Source organism: Cedecea neteri, assembly GCF_000758305.1.
GTDB classification, from domain to species: Bacteria; Pseudomonadota; Gammaproteobacteria; order Enterobacterales; family Enterobacteriaceae; genus Cedecea; species Cedecea neteri_C.
The window spans coordinates 1,664,043-1,680,936 of the sequence record NZ_CP009458.1 but is presented as its reverse complement, the minus strand read 5'-3'; the positions used below and the strand labels follow the sequence as shown (position 1 = coordinate 1,680,936).

15 protein-coding genes and 1 pseudogene are annotated in these 16,894 nt (G+C 57.1%); 10 read left to right on the top strand and 6 right to left on the bottom strand.

Features of this window, described 5'->3' with window-relative positions:
• Positions 1-45 precede the first annotated feature (45 nt).
• From lsrR to LH23_RS07885, 7 genes and pseudogenes are all read left to right on the top strand, one after another.
• Entirely contained in the window at positions 46-1,023 is a 978-nt protein-coding gene (lsrR, locus tag LH23_RS07915) for a transcriptional regulator LsrR (protein ID WP_039289851.1), read from the top strand.
• Between the two features lie 35 nt (positions 1,024-1,058).
• Positions 1,059-2,653, top strand: a pseudogene (lsrK, locus tag LH23_RS07910) (autoinducer-2 kinase); the annotation flags it as partial.
• A 388-nt stretch (positions 2,654-3,041) separates the two neighbouring features.
• Positions 3,042-4,025: an alpha/beta fold hydrolase gene (locus tag LH23_RS07905; RefSeq protein ID WP_039289845.1), complete on the top strand. Its 984-nt coding sequence runs from the start codon at positions 3,042-3,044 to the stop codon at positions 4,023-4,025.
• A 76-nt stretch (positions 4,026-4,101) separates the two neighbouring features.
• Positions 4,102-4,842, top strand: coding sequence for a response regulator (locus LH23_RS07900; protein WP_008460492.1), 741 nt, complete (start codon positions 4,102-4,104; stop codon positions 4,840-4,842).
• The gene (locus tag LH23_RS07895; RefSeq protein WP_039289842.1) at positions 4,839-6,140 is read left to right on the top strand and encodes a sensor histidine kinase; all 1,302 of its coding nucleotides are present in this window, start codon (positions 4,839-4,841) and stop codon (positions 6,138-6,140) included. Before LH23_RS07900 ends, LH23_RS07895 begins: the two co-directional genes overlap by 4 nt.
• A 128-nt stretch (positions 6,141-6,268) precedes the next feature.
• The gene (locus LH23_RS07890) at positions 6,269-7,459 is read left to right on the top strand and encodes a cytochrome c biogenesis protein DipZ (protein WP_039289839.1); all 1,191 of its coding nucleotides are present in this window, start codon (positions 6,269-6,271) and stop codon (positions 7,457-7,459) included.
• A gap of 132 nt (positions 7,460-7,591) precedes the next feature.
• On the top strand, positions 7,592-9,610 hold the full coding sequence (locus LH23_RS07885) for an NADPH-dependent 2,4-dienoyl-CoA reductase (protein WP_039289836.1): 2,019 nt from the start codon (positions 7,592-7,594) through the stop codon (positions 9,608-9,610).
• Here the strand turns inward: LH23_RS07885 and rlmG are convergent.
• Entirely contained in the window at positions 9,607-10,743 is a 1,137-nt protein-coding gene (gene rlmG, locus LH23_RS07880; RefSeq protein WP_039289833.1) for a 23S rRNA (guanine(1835)-N(2))-methyltransferase RlmG, read from the bottom strand. The genes LH23_RS07885 and rlmG overlap by 4 nt on opposite strands.
• An 84-nt stretch (positions 10,744-10,827) precedes the next feature.
• Here rlmG and LH23_RS07875 point away from each other — a divergent pair, with 84 nt between their 5' ends.
• Positions 10,828-11,328 carry a M48 family metallopeptidase gene (locus tag LH23_RS07875; RefSeq protein ID WP_039289830.1) on the top strand — a complete coding sequence of 167 codons (501 nt, stop codon included), beginning with the start codon at positions 10,828-10,830 and terminating at the stop codon, positions 11,326-11,328.
• 48 nt (positions 11,329-11,376) lie between these two features.
• Entirely contained in the window at positions 11,377-12,375 is a 999-nt protein-coding gene (locus tag LH23_RS07870) for a Gfo/Idh/MocA family protein (RefSeq protein ID WP_039289827.1), read from the top strand.
• 33 nt (positions 12,376-12,408) lie between these two features.
• Here LH23_RS07870 and hxlB read toward each other — a convergent pair whose 3' ends face one another.
• The 5 genes from hxlB to LH23_RS07845 are packed head-to-tail and all read right to left on the bottom strand — an operon-like array spanning position 12,409 to position 15,652.
• A complete protein-coding gene (gene hxlB / locus LH23_RS07865) occupies positions 12,409-12,933 on the bottom strand; it encodes a 6-phospho-3-hexuloisomerase (protein WP_039289824.1) in 525 nt (174 codons plus the stop codon).
• 39 nt (positions 12,934-12,972) lie between these two features.
• Complete coding sequence (locus tag LH23_RS07860) at positions 12,973-13,431, bottom strand: PTS sugar transporter subunit IIA (RefSeq protein ID WP_039289821.1); 459 nt, start codon at positions 13,429-13,431, stop codon at positions 12,973-12,975.
• Positions 13,431-13,724, bottom strand: coding sequence for a PTS sugar transporter subunit IIB (locus LH23_RS07855; RefSeq protein WP_039289819.1), 294 nt, complete (start codon positions 13,722-13,724; stop codon positions 13,431-13,433). The genes LH23_RS07860 and LH23_RS07855 overlap by 1 nt, the downstream gene beginning before the upstream one ends.
• A 24-nt stretch (positions 13,725-13,748) precedes the next feature.
• On the bottom strand, positions 13,749-15,110 hold the full coding sequence (locus LH23_RS07850; RefSeq protein WP_039289816.1) for a PTS galactitol transporter subunit IIC: 1,362 nt from the start codon (positions 15,108-15,110) through the stop codon (positions 13,749-13,751).
• Positions 15,111-15,112: 2 nt separating this feature from the next.
• On the bottom strand, positions 15,113-15,652 hold the full coding sequence (locus tag LH23_RS07845) for an RpiB/LacA/LacB family sugar-phosphate isomerase (protein WP_039296443.1): 540 nt from the start codon (positions 15,650-15,652) through the stop codon (positions 15,113-15,115).
• 340 nt (positions 15,653-15,992) lie between these two features.
• On the opposite strand from LH23_RS07845, the gene LH23_RS07840 reads away from it, so the two are divergent.
• Positions 15,993-16,751 carry a DeoR/GlpR family DNA-binding transcription regulator gene (locus LH23_RS07840; RefSeq protein WP_039289813.1) on the top strand — a complete coding sequence of 253 codons (759 nt, stop codon included), beginning with the start codon at positions 15,993-15,995 and terminating at the stop codon, positions 16,749-16,751.
• Positions 16,752-16,894: the final 143 nt, after the last annotated feature.

Below are 16,894 nucleotides of genomic sequence, written 5' to 3'. Positions count from 1 at the left end.
GAGTAACCGCGAACATCTGATCTAAATTTTAATAAGAGTTCATCTATGAGCGAGAAACGTTCGACAGAAGAAAGTCAGTTCTCCGGGCTGCCGATGGCGGAAGAAGAGCTGCTGGCGCGAGTGGCCTGGTCCTATTACCACGACGGCCTGACTCAGAATGATATCGGTGAGCGGCTAGGGCTACCGAGGCTCAAAGTCTCACGGTTGCTGGAGAAAGGGCGTCAGTCTGGGGTGATTCGCGTCCAGATAAACTCCCGCTATGAAGGCTGCCTGGCGCTGGAAACGGCGCTGCAGTCGCGCTTTAGCCTGAAGTTAGCGCGCGTTCTGCCGGCCCACAGCGCACCGCCGATGAGCACGCGCCTCGGCATAGGTGCCGCGCAGTCGCTGATGGGGCTGTTAACGCCAGGGCAGCTGTTAGCGGTTGGATTCGGTGAAACCACCATGAGCTGCCTGCAGCACCTGAGCGGCTTTATCAGTTCTCAACAGATTGGCCTGGTCACGCTCTCAGGCGGCGTAGGGCCGTATATGACGGGCATCGGGCAGTTAGATGCGGCCTGTAACGTCAGCATGATCCCGGCGCCGCTGCGCGTGTCTTCCCCGCAGGTTGCCGAGATTTTAAGGATGGAATCCAGCGTTAGGGACGTGATCCTTGCGGCGATGGCGGCAGATGTTGCGGTGGTGGGGATTGGCGCTATCAACCAGAAGCGCGACGCCACCATCATGCGTTCCGGCTACATCAGTGAAGGCGAACAGCTGATGTACTCACGCAAAGGTGCCGTCGGCGATATTCTCGGCTACTTCCTGCAGGCCAATGGCGAAATGGTCGAAGGCCTGGAGATCCACCGAGAGCTGCTTGGGGTTCGCCTTAACGATCTGGCGCAATTACCCACCATCGTTGGCGTTGCGGGTGGGGAGGATAAAGCAGAGGCGATTTACGCCGCACTGTTGGGCCGCCACATTAACGGCCTGGTGACGGAAGAAGAAACCGCGCGGGCGGTGCTGAACCTGGCGAGTTTGTTTTAACGCGTCGCCGACCGCGCTCACAATGAGGAGAGGCGATGAGTTATCTACTTGCACTGGACGCCGGAACGGGCAGTATCCGCGCCGTGATCTTCGATACTTCTGGCCAGCAAATAGCCGTTGGCCAGGCCGAATGGAAGCACTTAAGCGTGACCGACGTGCCGGGATCGATGGAGTTCGATCTCGCCGTTAACTGGCAGCTCGCCTGCCGCTGCATCCGCGAAGCCCTGCACAAGGCCAACCTCTCCTCTTCAGCGATTAGCGCCGTTGCCTGTTGCTCTATGCGGGAAGGGATTGTGCTTTACGATCGCCACGGCGAGCCAATCTGGGCCTGCGCAAACGTGGATGCCCGCGCCAGCCGCGAAGTCAGCGAGCTGAAAGAGATCCACGACTTCCAGTTTGAGTCCGAGGTGTACCAGGTTTCAGGCCAGACGCTGGCGCTGAGCGCCATGCCGCGCCTGCTTTGGCTGGCGCACCATCGGCCGGACATCTACCGCAAAGCCGCCACCATCACCATGATCAGCGACTGGCTGGCGGCTAAACTTTCCGGCGAGCTGGCGGTTGATCCTTCTAACGCCGGTACAACCGGCATGCTGGATCTGGCAACCCGCGACTGGCGGCCAGCTCTGCTGGATATGGCCGGGCTGCGCGCCGACATACTTTCCCCGGTCAAAGAAACCGGCACCGTGCTGGGCGGCATAACCCCGCAGGCGGCCGAAGAAAGCGGACTGCGGAAAGGCACACCGGTCGTGATGGGCGGCGGTGACGTCCAGCTTGGCTGCCTGGGACTGGGCATCGTCAGGCCCGGGCAGACGGCGGTGCTGGGCGGCACATTCTGGCAGCAGGTGGTAAACCTGCCGGCAATCAAAACCGACCCCGACATGAACATCCGCATTAACCCGCACGTCATCTACAACATGGTGCAGGCGGAGTCCATTAGCTTCTTCACCGGCCTGACGATGCGCTGGTTCCGGGACGCCTTCTGCGCGGAAGAAAAGCTGCTGGCCGAGCGCCTCGGCGTGGATACCTATGCGCTGATGGAAGAGATGGCGGGCCGTGTACCTGCGGGCTCCCACGGGGTGATGCCCATTTTCTCTGATGCCATGCATTTCAAACAGTGGTATCACGCCGCGCCGTCGTTCATTAACCTCTCCATTGACCCTGAGAAATGCAACAAAGCGACGCTATTCCGCGCCTTAGAGGAGAACGCGGCGATTGTCTCCGCCTGTAATCTGGAGCAGATTTCCGGCTTTTCTGGCGTGAAGTTCGACTCGCTCGTCTTCGCCGGAGGAGGTTCAAAAGGCGCACTGTGGAGCCAGATCCTGAGCGATGTCACCGGCCTGCCGGTGCGTGTGCCGGTGGTCAAAGAGGCAACGGCGCTGGGCTGCGCCATTGCCGCAGGCGTGGGTGCCGGGCTTTTCGATTCGCTGGCCAATACCGGCGAGCGTCTGGTGCAGTGGCAGCGGGAGTTCACGCCGAACCCGGCGCACCGCGAGCTTTACGACGAGATGAAGCGCAAGTGGCAAAAAGTGTATGCCGATCAGTTAACGCTGGTGGACAGCGGCCTGACGACGTCGATGTGGCAGGCGCCGGGGCTTGCGCCGAGGGTCGCAGGGTAATTTTCCCCTCACCCCGACCCTCTCCCCAAAGGGGAGAGGGGGAATTCAGAACTGAGTGGTTTGTTATCCCCTCTCCCAAAAAGCCAGAGAGAAAACAAGCAACACGGAATATCTTTTATCCCCTCTCCCTAAAAGCCAGGGAGAAAACAAGCAACACGGAATATCTTTTATCCCCTCTCCCTAAAAGCCAGGGAGAAAACAAGCAACACGGAATATCTTTTATCCCCTCTCCCTTCCAGGGAGAGGGTTAGGGAGAGGGTAAAACAAGCCACTTTGTATCACACTGTATCCACGCCCCCGCCAGATACGCCGCCATGCAAAAAAGGCGGTTTGGAAAACACGCCGCCTACAATCCCGTGATGTGATAGCCGAACATTTTCTAATAGATTTGGAGAAAACATCATGTTCAACAAACTGACCCTGTCTGCGCTGATTGCCCCTCTTTCCCTCTCAGTGGTTTTCGCCTGCCAGGCAGAAGCGGCGGGTTTCGATGCTAATCAGATAAAACAGATTAACGCGGGCGTGCTGAACGTCGGCTATGTCGATCTCGGCCCGAAAGACGGGCAGCCGGTAATTCTGCTGCACGGCTGGCCCTACGATATCAACAGCTTTGATACAGTAGCGCCTGAGCTGGCAAAGCAGGGTTACCGGGTTATCGTGCCTAACCTGCGCGGCTTTGGCAGCACCCGCTTCCTTTCCCCTTCCACACCTCGTAATGGTGAACCTGCGGCGCTGGCTCAGGATACGGTGGCGCTGATGGACGCGTTACACATCAAACAGGCCATTTTCGCTGGCTACGATTGGGGTGCACGCACGGCGGATATCGTGGCAGCGCTCCACCCTGAACGTGTAAAAGCACTGGTGTCGGTCAGCGGCTATCTGATTAGCAGCCAGGAAGCCGGGAAAAAACCGCTTCCGCCGCAGGCAGAACTGCAGTGGTGGTATCAGTTCTATTTTGCGACTCCGCGCGGCGCGGCAGGCTATGAGAAGAACACCCATGACTTCGCCAGATTGATCTGGCAGCAGGCTTCGCCGGGCTGGAAGTTCAGCGATGAGACCTTTAACACCAGCGCCAAATCGCTGGATAACCCGGACCACGTCGCGATTACCTTAAGCAACTATCGCTGGCGCCAGGGGCTGGAAAACGGCGAGCAGAAGTATGCGGCGGATGAGAGAAAACTGGCCACGCTACCGAACATCACCGTGCCAACTATCACCATTGAAGGCGACAACAACGGCGCGCCACATCCTGCCCCCGCAGCCTATGCGGCGAAATTTACCGGCAAATATGAACACCGAACCTTCAGCGGAAACATTGGCCACAACCCACCGCAAGAAGCGCCAGAAGCGTTTGTGAAGGCAGTGGTCGATGCGGGTAAGCTGTAGTAAAAAGAAGCATAGCCGTTCACTAACAAGCGGCTATGCTAGTTTTAGCCTTCACTTTTAGCGCCGGGAGCCCCAGGTGGAACATATCGATCATATTCTCGTGGTGGACGACGACCGCGACATTCGCGAGCTAATCGTCAGCTATCTGGAAAAATCCGGCTACCGGGCCAGCGGCGCGGCCAACGGCAAGGAGATGCGTTCCGTTCTGGATAAGCAGCACGTCGATTTAGTAGTGCTGGACGTGATGATGCCCGGCGACGACGGGCTGACGCTGTGCCGCCAGCTGCGCAGCGATAAGCACAAAGATCTGCCCATTTTGATGCTGACCGCCAGAAACGAAGACAGCGACCGGATCCTCGGCCTCGAAATGGGCGCGGACGACTACGTGGTAAAACCTTTTGTTGCCCGTGAACTGCTGGCGCGGATCAAGGCGATCCTACGTCGCTTCCGCGCGTTACCCCCCAATTTGCAGGTGACCGAAGCGGGCAGGATCATCGCTTTTGGCGAGTGGCAGCTTGATACTTCTGCCCGGCATCTGATTGATCTCCAGGGTACGATCGTTGCCCTGAGCGGGGCGGAATATCGCCTGCTGCGCGTGTTTTTGGATCATCCGCAGCGTGTTCTGACGCGCGATCAGCTGCTGAACCTGACTCAAGGCCGCGATGCAGAGTTATTTGAACGCTCGATCGATTTGCTGGTCAGCCGCGTGCGCCAGCGCTTAAACGAAGATGCCCGCACCCCGGCCTACATCAAAACCGTGCGTAGCGAAGGCTACGTGCTTTCCGTTCCCGTGACGATCGTCGAGGCGCGAGAATGAGGCTTTGGCCCCGAACTCTGCTTTCCCGGCTGTTTCTTATCGTTCTCGTCGGCCTGCTGCTGGCTAACGGCCTGACCCTGGCGCTCACCACGCTCGAGAGGATGAACAGCGCCCGCAACGTGATGCTGGATAACCTGCAAAACAACGTTTCCACCAGCGTCGCCATCCTCGACAAACTACCTGCCAATGAGCGCCCGGCCTGGCTGGACCGGCTCGCCCGGGAGAATTATCACTACCTTCTTGGGCCAGGCACACCGGGTAAGCCGCCAGCCGATGAACGTTCGAAAGACGCCATTGCGTCCCTGAAAGAGGCGCTGGGCGAGCATTATCAGCTCGAGTTCACCGCCATTCCCGGTATGCGGTCCCATATTCAGGCGCATTTGACGCTGGCCGACGGCTCGCCACTGACCATCGATCTCACACCGCGCATGCCGCCGATTGAAACCTGGCTGCCGGTAGTGATTGCCATTCAGCTTGTCCTGCTCGCGCTTTGCGCGTGGTTTGCCGTGCGCCAGGTGGTGCTGCCGTTTACCCGCTTTACTCGCGCCGTTGAAGCGCTGGAACCCGCCAGCTCAAGCCCCGTGGACATGCAGGAAAGCGGCCCGCTGGAAGTGGAACACGCAGCCAAAGCGTTTAACGCGATGCAGGCCAGAATCCAGGGGCACCTGAAAGAACGCACGCAAATTCTGGCGTCCATTTCGCATGATTTACAGACGCCGATTACCCGCATGAAGCTGCGCCTGGAGATGAGCGACGAGCCGGAACTGCGCGACAAGCTGATGCAGGATCTGGATAACATGACGCACCTCGTCCGCGAAGGCATCGCCTACGCACGGTCGTCGGAAAGTCTGGAAGAAACGCCTCAGCGTATCGAGCTGAGGGCGTTTGTGGACAGTATTACCTGCGATTATCAGGACGTCGGCAAAGCAGTGACGTTTGCCGCGCCGGAAGTGTCACTCCCGCTTTCAACCCGCCCCCAGGCGCTGCGCCGCATCCTGACTAATCTGCTGGATAATGCGCTGAAGTTTGGCTCTGCCGCTGAAGTCAGCCTGACGGCGGGAGCCAGCCAGATAACGCTGGCAGTGTGCGATAACGGCCCTGGGATCCCCGAAGAGGAGCTGGACGCCGTGTTGCAGCCTTTTTACCGAGTGGAAAGCTCCAGAAACCGTGACACCGGCGGCACCGGGCTTGGGCTGGCGATAGCCGCCCAGCTTGTCGGCCAGTTAGGCGGAAAGTTAACGCTGAGCAACCGGCCACAGGGCGGTTTACAGGCCAGCATCACGCTGCCTGTAGCCTGATTGTATCGCTCTGTATGCGGCTGAGTCGCCGACAAACAAACTGACAATCAGGCCGGTTTCCCCACACATCACGAACACATCAGGCGGGTTAAATACCCCGAAATCATCCTGTAACCGTGAGGTGTGTTATGCCCGTTCTGATTGCCTTTCTTGGCGGTATGCTCAGTTTATTAAGTCCCTGTACGCTGCCCGTTATTCCTTTGCTTTTCGCTGCATTTCGCGGCAAAAAACGCCAAATCATCGCCCTTCTTGCCGGCATGGTGACCATGTTCACCGCAGTGGCTTTGCTGGTCGGTGCTGCCGGAGAGTGGATCGTGCGCGCCACGCTGGTTGGCCGCTGGGTAGCCCTGGGGATGCTGGCGCTTGCCGCGCTCACGCTCATCTTCCCCGCGCTTGCCGAACGGCTGATGCGCCCGGCGGTGCAAATGGGGAATGCCATCAATAACCAAAGCTACCGTGCACGCGGCACGCTGTCGGCTTTTCTGGCAGGACTGGCGGTGGGGCTGCTTTGGTCGCCCTGTGCGGGGCCGATTTTGGGGGCCATTCTCGGCCTCGGGTTGTCCGGCTCTTCGGCTGTCACCACCGGCCTGCTACTGGCGGCCTACGGCAGCGGCTGCGCGCTGATGCTGGCGCTGCTGTGGCTCTGCGGTCACCGGCTGCTGGCTCGCCTGCGTGAGAAAATGGCGCTGATGGCACAGCTGCGTCGCGCGGCTGGGGTGGCAATGCTGGCTACCGTGGCGTTTATCGCCTCCGGCACCACGGCGGTGCTGCAAAATGCCAACGGTTTCGGCGCGAAGCTGGAGCAACGCCTGCTGGCTTTCTCCCCTTCCACCGCGCCAGCGCCTAAGCTGCAGCCTATTGTGGATACCGCGCCCACCAGCGCAATGCCGCCGCTTTCCGGGGGAACCGCATGGATTAATAGCCCACCGCTGACGCCAGAGGCGCTGAAAGGCAAGGTCGTGCTTGTCGATTTTTGGACTTTCGATTGCATCAACTGCCAGCATGCGCTGCCGCACGTTCGGGAGTGGGCCAACAAGTATAAAGATCAGGGCCTGGTGGTGATTGGCGTGCATACGCCGGAGTACCCGTGGGAGAAAGATCTGGATTCGGTGAAAAAGGCGGTAGGCAAGTGGCAGCTGCCGTACCCGGTCGTCACCGACAATAACTACCAGATCTGGAATGCCTTCGGTAACCAGTACTGGCCTGCACACTACTATTTCGACGCTCGCGGACAGCTGCGCAATGTCTCTTTCGGCGAAGGTAACTACGAGCAGCAGGAGCAGGTTATTCAGAAGCTACTGAAGGAGGCTCGTGCCTGATTTGCCTTCCGGGGAGGCGGGAATATGACCCTCATCACATTCGCCGCACTCCCCTTTTCCCTTTTGCCCCGCGGCGGCTAAATTAGAACTCATCCGACCACATAACAATAAAATTACATTCTGGACACAATCATGAGCTACTCGTCGCTGCTTACCCCGCTGGATCTTGGCTTCACCACTTTGAAAAACCGCGTGCTGATGGGCTCGATGCACACCGGGCTGGAAGAGCTGCCGGATGGCGCTGAGCGGCTTGCCGCTTTCTATGCCGAGCGCGCCCGACACGGCGTGGCGCTGATTGTCACCGGCGGGATCGCCCCGTCGGCTTCCGGCGTGACCGTTGCCCACGGCGCGGTGCTGAACGACAAAAGCCAGCTGGCGCATCATCAGATTGTGACTGATGCAGTTCACCGCGAAGGCGGCAAGATTGCCCTGCAGATCCTGCATACCGGGCGCTACAGCTACCAGCCGAAGCTGGTCGCTCCGTCGGCCATTCAGGCGCCGATCAACCCGTTTAAACCCCACGAACTGAGCCACGAAGAAGTGTTAACGCTGATTGAGGACTTTGCCCATTGTGCAAGTCTGGCGCGTGAAGCCGGGTATGACGGCGTGGAAATCATGGGCTCAGAAGGCTACCTGATTAACCAGTTTTTGGCCGCCCGTACCAATCAGCGCGACGATGAATGGGGCGGGGACTACGAACGCAGAATGCGTTTTGCCGTTGAAGTCGTGCGTGCCGTAAGAGCTCGCGTTGGCAAAGAATTTATTATTATTTACCGCCTGTCGCTGCTCGACCTCGTTGAAGGCGGCGGCAACTTTGATCAGGCGGTCACGCTCGCCAAAGCGATTGAAAAAGCCGGTGCGACGCTGATTAATACCGGCATCGGCTGGCATGAAGCCCGTATTCCTACCATCGCAACCTCCGTGCCGCGCGGCGCGTTTAGCTGGGTAACCAAAAAACTGAGAGGCCACGTCGCGCTGCCGCTGGTGACCACCAACCGCATCAACACCCCGGAAACCGCCGAGCAGATCCTGGCCGACGGTGATGCGGATATGGTGTCGATGGCGCGCCCTTTCCTGGCTGACGCCGAGTTTGTTTCTAAGGCCGCTGCGAATCGCGCCGATGAAATTAATACCTGCATCGGCTGTAACCAGGCCTGCCTGGATCAGATTTTCGTGGGCAAAGTCACCTCTTGCCTGGTCAACCCGCGCGCCTGCCATGAAACCAAAATGCCGGTTGTGCCCGTTTCACAACCGAAGCGCCTTGCGGTGGTAGGTGCTGGCCCCGCCGGGCTGGCTTTTGCGGTCAACGCCGCCGGACGTGGCCATAGCGTCACGTTGTTTGACGCTGCGGCGGAGATCGGTGGGCAGTTTAATATCGCCAAACAAATCCCCGGCAAAGAGGAGTTTTTCGAAACGCTGCGCTACTACCGCCGGAAGCTGGCCCTCACCGGCGTGGACGTTCGCCTGAATCAGTACGTTACCCCGGAGATGCTGCACGATTACGATGAAGTGATTCTGGCCTGCGGGATTGAGCCGCGCCTGCCGGAGATTGACGGCATCGGGCATCCGAAGGTGCTGAGCTATGTTGATGTGCTGCGCGACAAAGCCCCGGTGGGCGAACGCGTGGCGGTGATTGGCGCGGGCGGGATAGGGTTTGATACTTCGATGTACCTGAGCCAGGAAGGGGCGTCCACCAGCCAGAGCATCGCCGAGTTCTGCGTGGAATGGGGGATTGATACCAGCCTGCAAACGTCGGGCGGCCTGCGCCCGGAAGGGCCGCATCTGCACAAAAGCCCGCGCACTATCTTCCTGCTGCAGCGTAAAACCAGCAAGCCGGGCGAAGGCCTGGGCAAAACAACGGGCTGGATCCACCGCACTACGCTTGCCGCGCGCGGCGTGAAAATGATGGCTGGCGTGAGCTACGATCGCATTGATGATGCCGGGCTGCATATCACCGTGGGCGGGGAGCCACAGCTGCTGGATGTGGATAACGTGATTATTTGCGCCGGGCAGAATCCGCGCCGCGAGCTGGCTGAGCTTTTAGAGGCTATGGGCAAAACCGTGCATTTGATTGGCGGGGCCGATGTGGCAATGGAGCTGGATGCCCGACGCGCGATTGCGCAGGGCACCCGTTTAGCGCTGGAGATTTAGCGGCGACGACCTAACTTCACGGCTTTCAGCACCACAAACTTGTTGTTCGTTGCCACCGTGGTGCAGTTACCGAAGATCTTCTTCAGCTTGCGGAAGTAGTCGAGGTGGCGGTTGGCCACAATGTACAGCTCGCCGTTGATTTTCAGGCAGCGGCGAGCGTGGTGGAACATCTCCCACGCGATCTGGTCCGTCAGGGCATGCTGCTGGTGGAACGGCGGGTTGCACAGTACGGCGTTAAAGCGGAAAGGCTCCACGCCGGACAGCGCGTTGTTAATCATAAACTCACAGCGGTCGATGTCGCCCGGCAGGTTGGTTTCAACGTTCAGGCGCGCGGAAGCCACCGCCATCGGCGATTCATCCACAAACACCACCTGCGCCAGCGGGTTTTTCTCCAGCAGCGTCAGGCCAATCACGCCGTTACCGCAGCCCAGATCGACGATCTCGCCTTCCAGATCCGACGGCAGACTTTCGAGGAAGAAACGCGCGCCGATATCCAGCCCGGTGCGGGAGAAGACGTTGGCGTGGTTATGAATCGTCCAGTCGGTGCCTTCCAGCTTCCAGCTCAGTGTTTCCGGCACATCTGCCAGATCTGGTTTGGTGAAGGTCGGGTTAATCAGACGCGCTTTTTTCCACGCCAGCGTGGTGGTGGTTGGCCCTAAAATCTTTTCAAACAGCTCCAGCGTCGAGTTGTGAATATCCCGCGCTTTCGCGCCCGCAATGATGCGGGTTTCCGGCGTCACGACTTTGCGCAGCGCACGCAGTTGCTGCTCAAGCAGGGCCAGCGTTTTAGGAATTTTAATCAGCACCAGCCCCGGCGCCTGCGGGTAAGCCGCGGTGCTGTCGAGGAAGGTGACGCTGTTTTCCGGGATTTCGTTCTCGCGCAGGTTTTCCCGCGTGGCCAGCTCGCTTAAGTACGAGTCGCCAATGCTGTAAGGCTTGTGTTCGGCCAGCACGCAGGCCAGCGCGCCGAAGGTATCGTTAAAAACAAGAACGGGGCCGACTGGCTCAAGTTCGTCTACCTGCTGCAACAGGTAGTCATCTGCCGCTTCCCACGCCTGCAGCGGGTTTACGTCGTCCGTTTCCGGAAAACGCTTCAGCGTCAGTGAACGAAAACCGTTGTCTAATTGGCTCATCGGCCCTCCTGGATGGTAAAGTTTGGTGATATCCCCATAGCGGGGGCGAGAGTATACCTTTTTTTCCTTAAACCTGAGACAAGCATGAGCGAACTGATTTATTTAAGCGGCTATCCGGAGCATTTGCTCTCGCAGGTGCGCACCCTGATTAGCGAGCAGCGCCTGGGCGCGGTGCTGGAAAAACGCTACCCGCAGGGGCACAACATCGCGACCGATAAAGCGCTTTATGCTTACACTCAGGAGTTGAAAAACCAGTTTCTGCGCAATGCGCCCCCGATAAATAAAGTCGCTTATGACAATAAGATCCACGTGCTGAATAACGCGCTGGGGCTGCATACCGCGATTTCTCGCGTGCAGGGCAACAAATTAAAAGCTAAGGCGGAGATTCGCGTGGCGACCGTGTTTCGCACCGCCCCAGAAGCTTTTTTACGCATGATTGTGGTTCACGAGCTGGCGCATCTTAAGGAGAAGGATCACAACAAAGCGTTTTACTCCTTGTGCTGTCATATGGAACCGCAGTATCACCAGTTAGAATTCGATACACGACTTTGGCTTACCCAGCTGGCGCTTAGCGGCGCGGCTTGATAAAGCCCCGATTTATTGATTATCGACTTCCGGAGAACGCACCCGTTTATGATACGTTTCGCTGTGATTGGAACCAACTGGATCACCCGCCAGTTCGTGGATGCCGCCCATGAGAGCGGCAAATATAAGCTGACTGCGGTGTATTCCCGCAGCCTCGAACAGGCGCAAAGCTTCGCCAACGATTATCCGGTGGAACATCTGTTTACTTCGCTGGATGAGCTGGCGAAGAGCGATGTTATCGACGCGGTGTATATCGCCAGCCCGAACTCGCTGCACGGCCCGCAGAGTCTGCTGTTCCTGAGCCACAAAAAGCACGTTATTTGCGAGAAGCCGCTGGCGTCTAATCTGGCCGAAGTTGAAGCCGCCATCGCCTGCGCCCGCGAAAATCAGGTGGTGCTGTTCGAGGCGTTTAAAACCGCCAGCCTGCCGAACTTTATTGCCCTGCAGCAGGCGCTGTCGAAGGTGGGCAAAATTCGCAAGGTGCTGCTCAACTACTGCCAGTACTCTTCCCGCTACCAGCGTTACCTGGACGGTGAAAACCCGAACACCTTTAATCCGGCGTTTTCTAACGGCTCGATCATGGACATCGGTTTCTACGTGCTGGCTTCAGCGGCGGCCTTGTGGGGCGAGCCGCATTCGGTTCATGCCACGGCTTCCCTGCTGGACAGCGGCGTAGACGCGCACGGCACCGTGCAGCTGAACTACGGCGATTTTGACGTGACCCTGCTGCATTCCAAAGTGAGCGACTCGACGATCCCAAGCGAAATTCAGGGTGAAGCCGGATCGCTGGTGATCGAAAAAATCTCTGAATGCCAGCGGGTGACGTTTATCCCACGCGGCGGCAAACCGCAGGATCTGAGTCTGCCGCAGCATATCAATACCATGCTGTACGAAGCGGAGACGTTCGCGCGCCTGGTGGAAGAGAATGAGGTTAATCACGCCGGGCTGGTGACATCGCGCATCACCTCAGCGCTGGCGACTGAGATCCGCCGCCAGACCGGGGTGAAGTTCCCGGCGGACGACGTGGGCCAGCAGGCCACGGCATAATGGAAAAACGGCTGATAATTCAGCCGTTTTTTTTTACTCAATATCAGCGTGGCGCCGCTTCATGCCTAGCCCACTTTCCCCCAGATCGTTCATCAAAGTCAGCACTATGCTGTCATAAACCAGCAGCGAAGCCTGTTCAAACAGCGTGCCCATCGGCTGCTCAGATCCCGCCCCGGCAGGAAGCGTGACAACACAATCTGCAAGCTGCTCAAGCGTAGAACCCGCGCTGCAGGTGATCAGCGCCAGCCGAACCTGGTTCTGCCGCGCGATCTTCGCCTGATTGACCAGACGCTGCGTCTCGCCCGAGCCTGAGCCAACGATCATCAGATCACCCGGTTTCGAGTGCGGGGAACTGATTTCGCCGATAACGCTGACCGAAAAACCCAGATGCATCAGCCGATTGGCAAAGGCATTGATCATCAGCCCCGAACGCCCTGCTCCCGCAAGAAAAATGTGGCTCGCCGGTTTGATCTCCGCCACCAGCGCCTGGAGTTGCGTTTCGTCAATCGCCTGCTGCAGCGCGGTAATTTCCTTCACTATCTTTGCAAGATTAGTCATCACACGGGTTACCTTTTTGGGGCGCACGCACCCCTTAAATTACTCGATGTTGAGCTGCTGCTTAATAAAAACGACGGTCGCCTGCTCGTCAAGCGTTCGGCAGCGGCTGACAAACTCCACTTCCTGGAACAGCGTAAACAGCCTGCGCAGAATAGCCATATGCTGATCGCTGGTCGCGAAAGCGAGGTTAAACAGCGCGCCGCACTCCACCGTGAGATCCGCATCTTCCATCTGACCAAACGCGACGGGTTTTGCAAACCGCACGATGCTAATGCTGTTGGTATTGACCAGTTGGTAATCCGCATGGGGGATAGCGAGCCCTTCGCCATTAGCCATCATCAGCCCGGTTGGGTAGCTTTTTTCGCGGGTCAGGCAGGCGGCGATGTACTCCGGCTGAATGTACCCGCGCTCGAGCAGTTGGTTTCCAGCAAAGGTAATCGCCTGTTCCCAGGTGGCAATCTCCTGCCCAACGTCATTGACCAGAATTTCAAACTTCATCATGCGTCCTGTTTTTCCAGCTCTTCTTTTACTGCCGCGAAAATTTCATCTTCGCCAAGGCCCGTGAGCAGCCCGGCCCCCACAATGACGCGGGTAGTGATTTCCGGGTTATCCAGCTTGGTGGAGGAAACCACCAGGTCGTAGCTGTTAAACGTGTCGGCTGTACAGGCCATCAGGGAGGATTTATCCACCTGCGCGTCCATGCGTTCCTCTTTCAGGAAGTCCTGAAGGATGGAAACCATGATGGACGAAGAGGCAATACCGTTCCCGCAAACAACGAGGATCTTTTTCATTGGTTATCTCCAGTTTTTAACTGTTTATTCTGCGCCCGCCTGAAGCTGGCGACGGGATTTCTGTTTCAGCAAATAGCCCACCGAAATCAACAGCACGCCAACCAGCGCGTAACCGACGATGCCGACGTGGCTCATGGCAGCGAACAGGCCAGTGAACGGGTTCGCTGACGGGTTCAGGGAGGTGTACATCACGCTGGCATCCGGGTTGGTGCCGAATTTCTGGAACACTTCGTTGGTCGCCGGCGCCATCCAGGACGCAATGTACAGGCCGCCACCAAACAGGAAGATGGAAGTCACCCAGGTGCGGATAATGTTGCCTTTAAATACCGGCACCATGCAGGCGATGAAAAACACAAACTGCGACAGGTCGCCAAGCGGCATCACGCGGTTGCCAGGCAGGATCACTGCCAGAATGACAATCACCGGGATCAGCAGCAGCGCCGGGGCGATAACCGAAGGATGACCGACGATAAGCGCCGTATCCATGCCCACCGTGATTTCGCGATTCGGGAAGCGTTTGACCAGTTTTTTACGCGCAACGTTGGAGAGCGGAACCAGCCCTTCCATCATGATGGAGGTCATGCGCGGCAGCAGCAGCATCACGGCGGCCAGGTACATCCCCAGCTGCAGGCTGGCGATGATGGTGTGATACGGGCTTTCCCAGCCGTAGCCGCAGAAGCCCAACAGAATGCCAATAATAAAGCCGACAATCGTTGGGTCGCCCAGCACGCCAAAGCGCTTCTGGATGGATTCGGCGGTCACATTCAGGTTACGGAAGCCGGGAATACGGTCGTAAACCCAGTTAAAGGGATAAGCGAACAGCAGGTAGGTGTTTGCCACCGGGTGTGAAATCGCCACGCCTTTTGGCAGATTAAAGAACTGTTCGTTATTCTTCGCGCCGATATCCGCGGCGATCAGCGCCCAAACGTGGAACAGCGCGGCAGTTAGTACGCCGTAGAAGAAGTTGCCGGAGTAAGCCGCAACAATCGCGCCCATTGAGGCATTTTGGTGCAGGTTGAAAACATCCACGTTGACGCAGTCGGTCAGGCGGGCAATCAGCATGATGACGTTGACCGCCACGCAAAGTGGAATAATGATCGCCCCCATGCTGGAGCCGAAGCCCATCACTGCGGTGGCGGCCCCGCCCACGTCAATGGCGCTGAGCGATGAGCCGGTGGCCTCAGCCAGGCCCGTGACCGCAGGCTGCATCTTCTCCAGCATAAATTTGATGGTCATGGTCAGGGCGATAAAACCGATCCCGACCTTGATCGCCGATGAAATACATTCCGACAGCGGGCGCCCGAGCAGCGCCATTAGCCCGAGGAAAATCACCGGGATAAAAATGAAGTTCCCTAAATCATTGATAAATTGCGTTATCATTTCCATGATTAGCGTGTCCCAGGGTTGTCAGTATCGGGTTTGAAGCCCATGTTCCAGGCAACAAACGACGGCCTGGTCAGTAAAGCGTTATCGCTGCGTTCGGCTTCCAGCAGGTTTTTCTTTGAGTTTTCACGGGCGGAGGCAAAATCAAACGCGTTGTCATACCAGGCGTCGACGATCATTTTGGTGTATTCGAGATCGTTAACCCGGCAACCCAGGCCGATGATTTGCGCATTGTTGCTTAACCGCGCCCGTTTGGCTGAGTAAGGGTTGGTCACCGCCACCGCACGGATCCCCCAGTGTTTGTTGGCCTGGCATGTGAAGCCGATGCCGGTGCCGCAAATGTAAATTCCCAACCGACAGGCATCTTTCTGGATCAATTCAGCCATTTCATCCGCCAGAGAGGCGAAGGTGTTTACCCCATCCTGCGGCGTTTTCACCGGATCAAAGACCACTTCGGCCTGCTTCTCCTCTTCCAGGTAGCGCTTGATCGCCTCTTTACGTTCAAAGCCAATATCATCACAAGCGATAGCAATTTTGGTTTTCATCTTCATTTCACTCTTCAACCTCAACATAAGCCAATTATTAAGTTGGCAAATATTGGCTGTCAATTGTGATTCAAATCACAAAAATCATAACAAATTGATTTTAATGAAATTAAAAGCCAATAAAAACAAACAAAATGATATTTATATCGCAAAAAAAGCACTCATTACGCCGCTACCAGGCATTTTAATCGAGTAGAATCCAGGCTTGCATGCCTTAAAATACAAGCATTACCAATCAAAACAAACCCGATATGTTGCAAGCTTCGTAGAGCAACATATATGATTGAGCCATATCATTTTTTACGCGCCCGTCTCCGGCTGGCCACTTACGAGGATCGAAATGTTGCTGATTGATGAGAGGCGAAAGCTGATTTTTGAAGAGCTGGTTACCGAAGGCACCGTGTATGTCAGCAAGCTGGCAAAGCAATACGACGTGACCTACGAAACGATCCGCAAAGATCTCACTTATCTGGAGCAAAAAGGGCTGCTGATTAAAAGCCACGGCGGCGCCACGCTGAAGCAGGGCGCTATCGAAAACCCGTTCCACGTGCGTGAAAAAGAGAACATCAGCTACAAGAAAGCGATCGCTAAAAAAGCGCTGGAGCTGATTCCTGCGGGCAGCTCGATGATCGTGGGCACCGGCAGCAGCACGCTGGAACTGGCCAACCTGCTAAGCCTGAGATCGGGCTTTAAGATCTTCACCGATTCACTGCCCGTTGCCAGCGTACTGCTGCAGTCGGACAACCAGGTATTCCTGTTCGGCGGCGAGCTGCGTAAGAAAAGCTCGTCGGTATTTGGCGGCTGGGCGGTGTCGATGATTCAGGATGTGAAGGTCGACATATGCTTCCTCGGCACTGACGGCTTTAGCAATCTGAGCGGGCCTTCCACGCCCTCTTCGTCCGACGCCTTTGTGGATAAGACGATCATTGCCCATGCCGAAAAGAAATACATTCTCGGCGATCACACCAAGTTCCAGCGCAGCAGCCTGTTTAAGATCTGCGACTGGGCGGACATCACCGCGCTGATCACCAACCCGGCGGCCGATGCTGAAGGGGTTGCGCGCGTTGCATTACAGACTTCAGTACTGTTCAGCGAGTAAACGCGTAAATCTGTGTAAACTTTAGCGGGAAGACAATTGACGTCAGCAACGCGCTGTCATATTTTGTTACCTGCAAAGGGGAGTAACTTCATTGCCGGTTAATCGTCATTACGATGCGCAAGCATCCGGTTGCCGGGCGACGT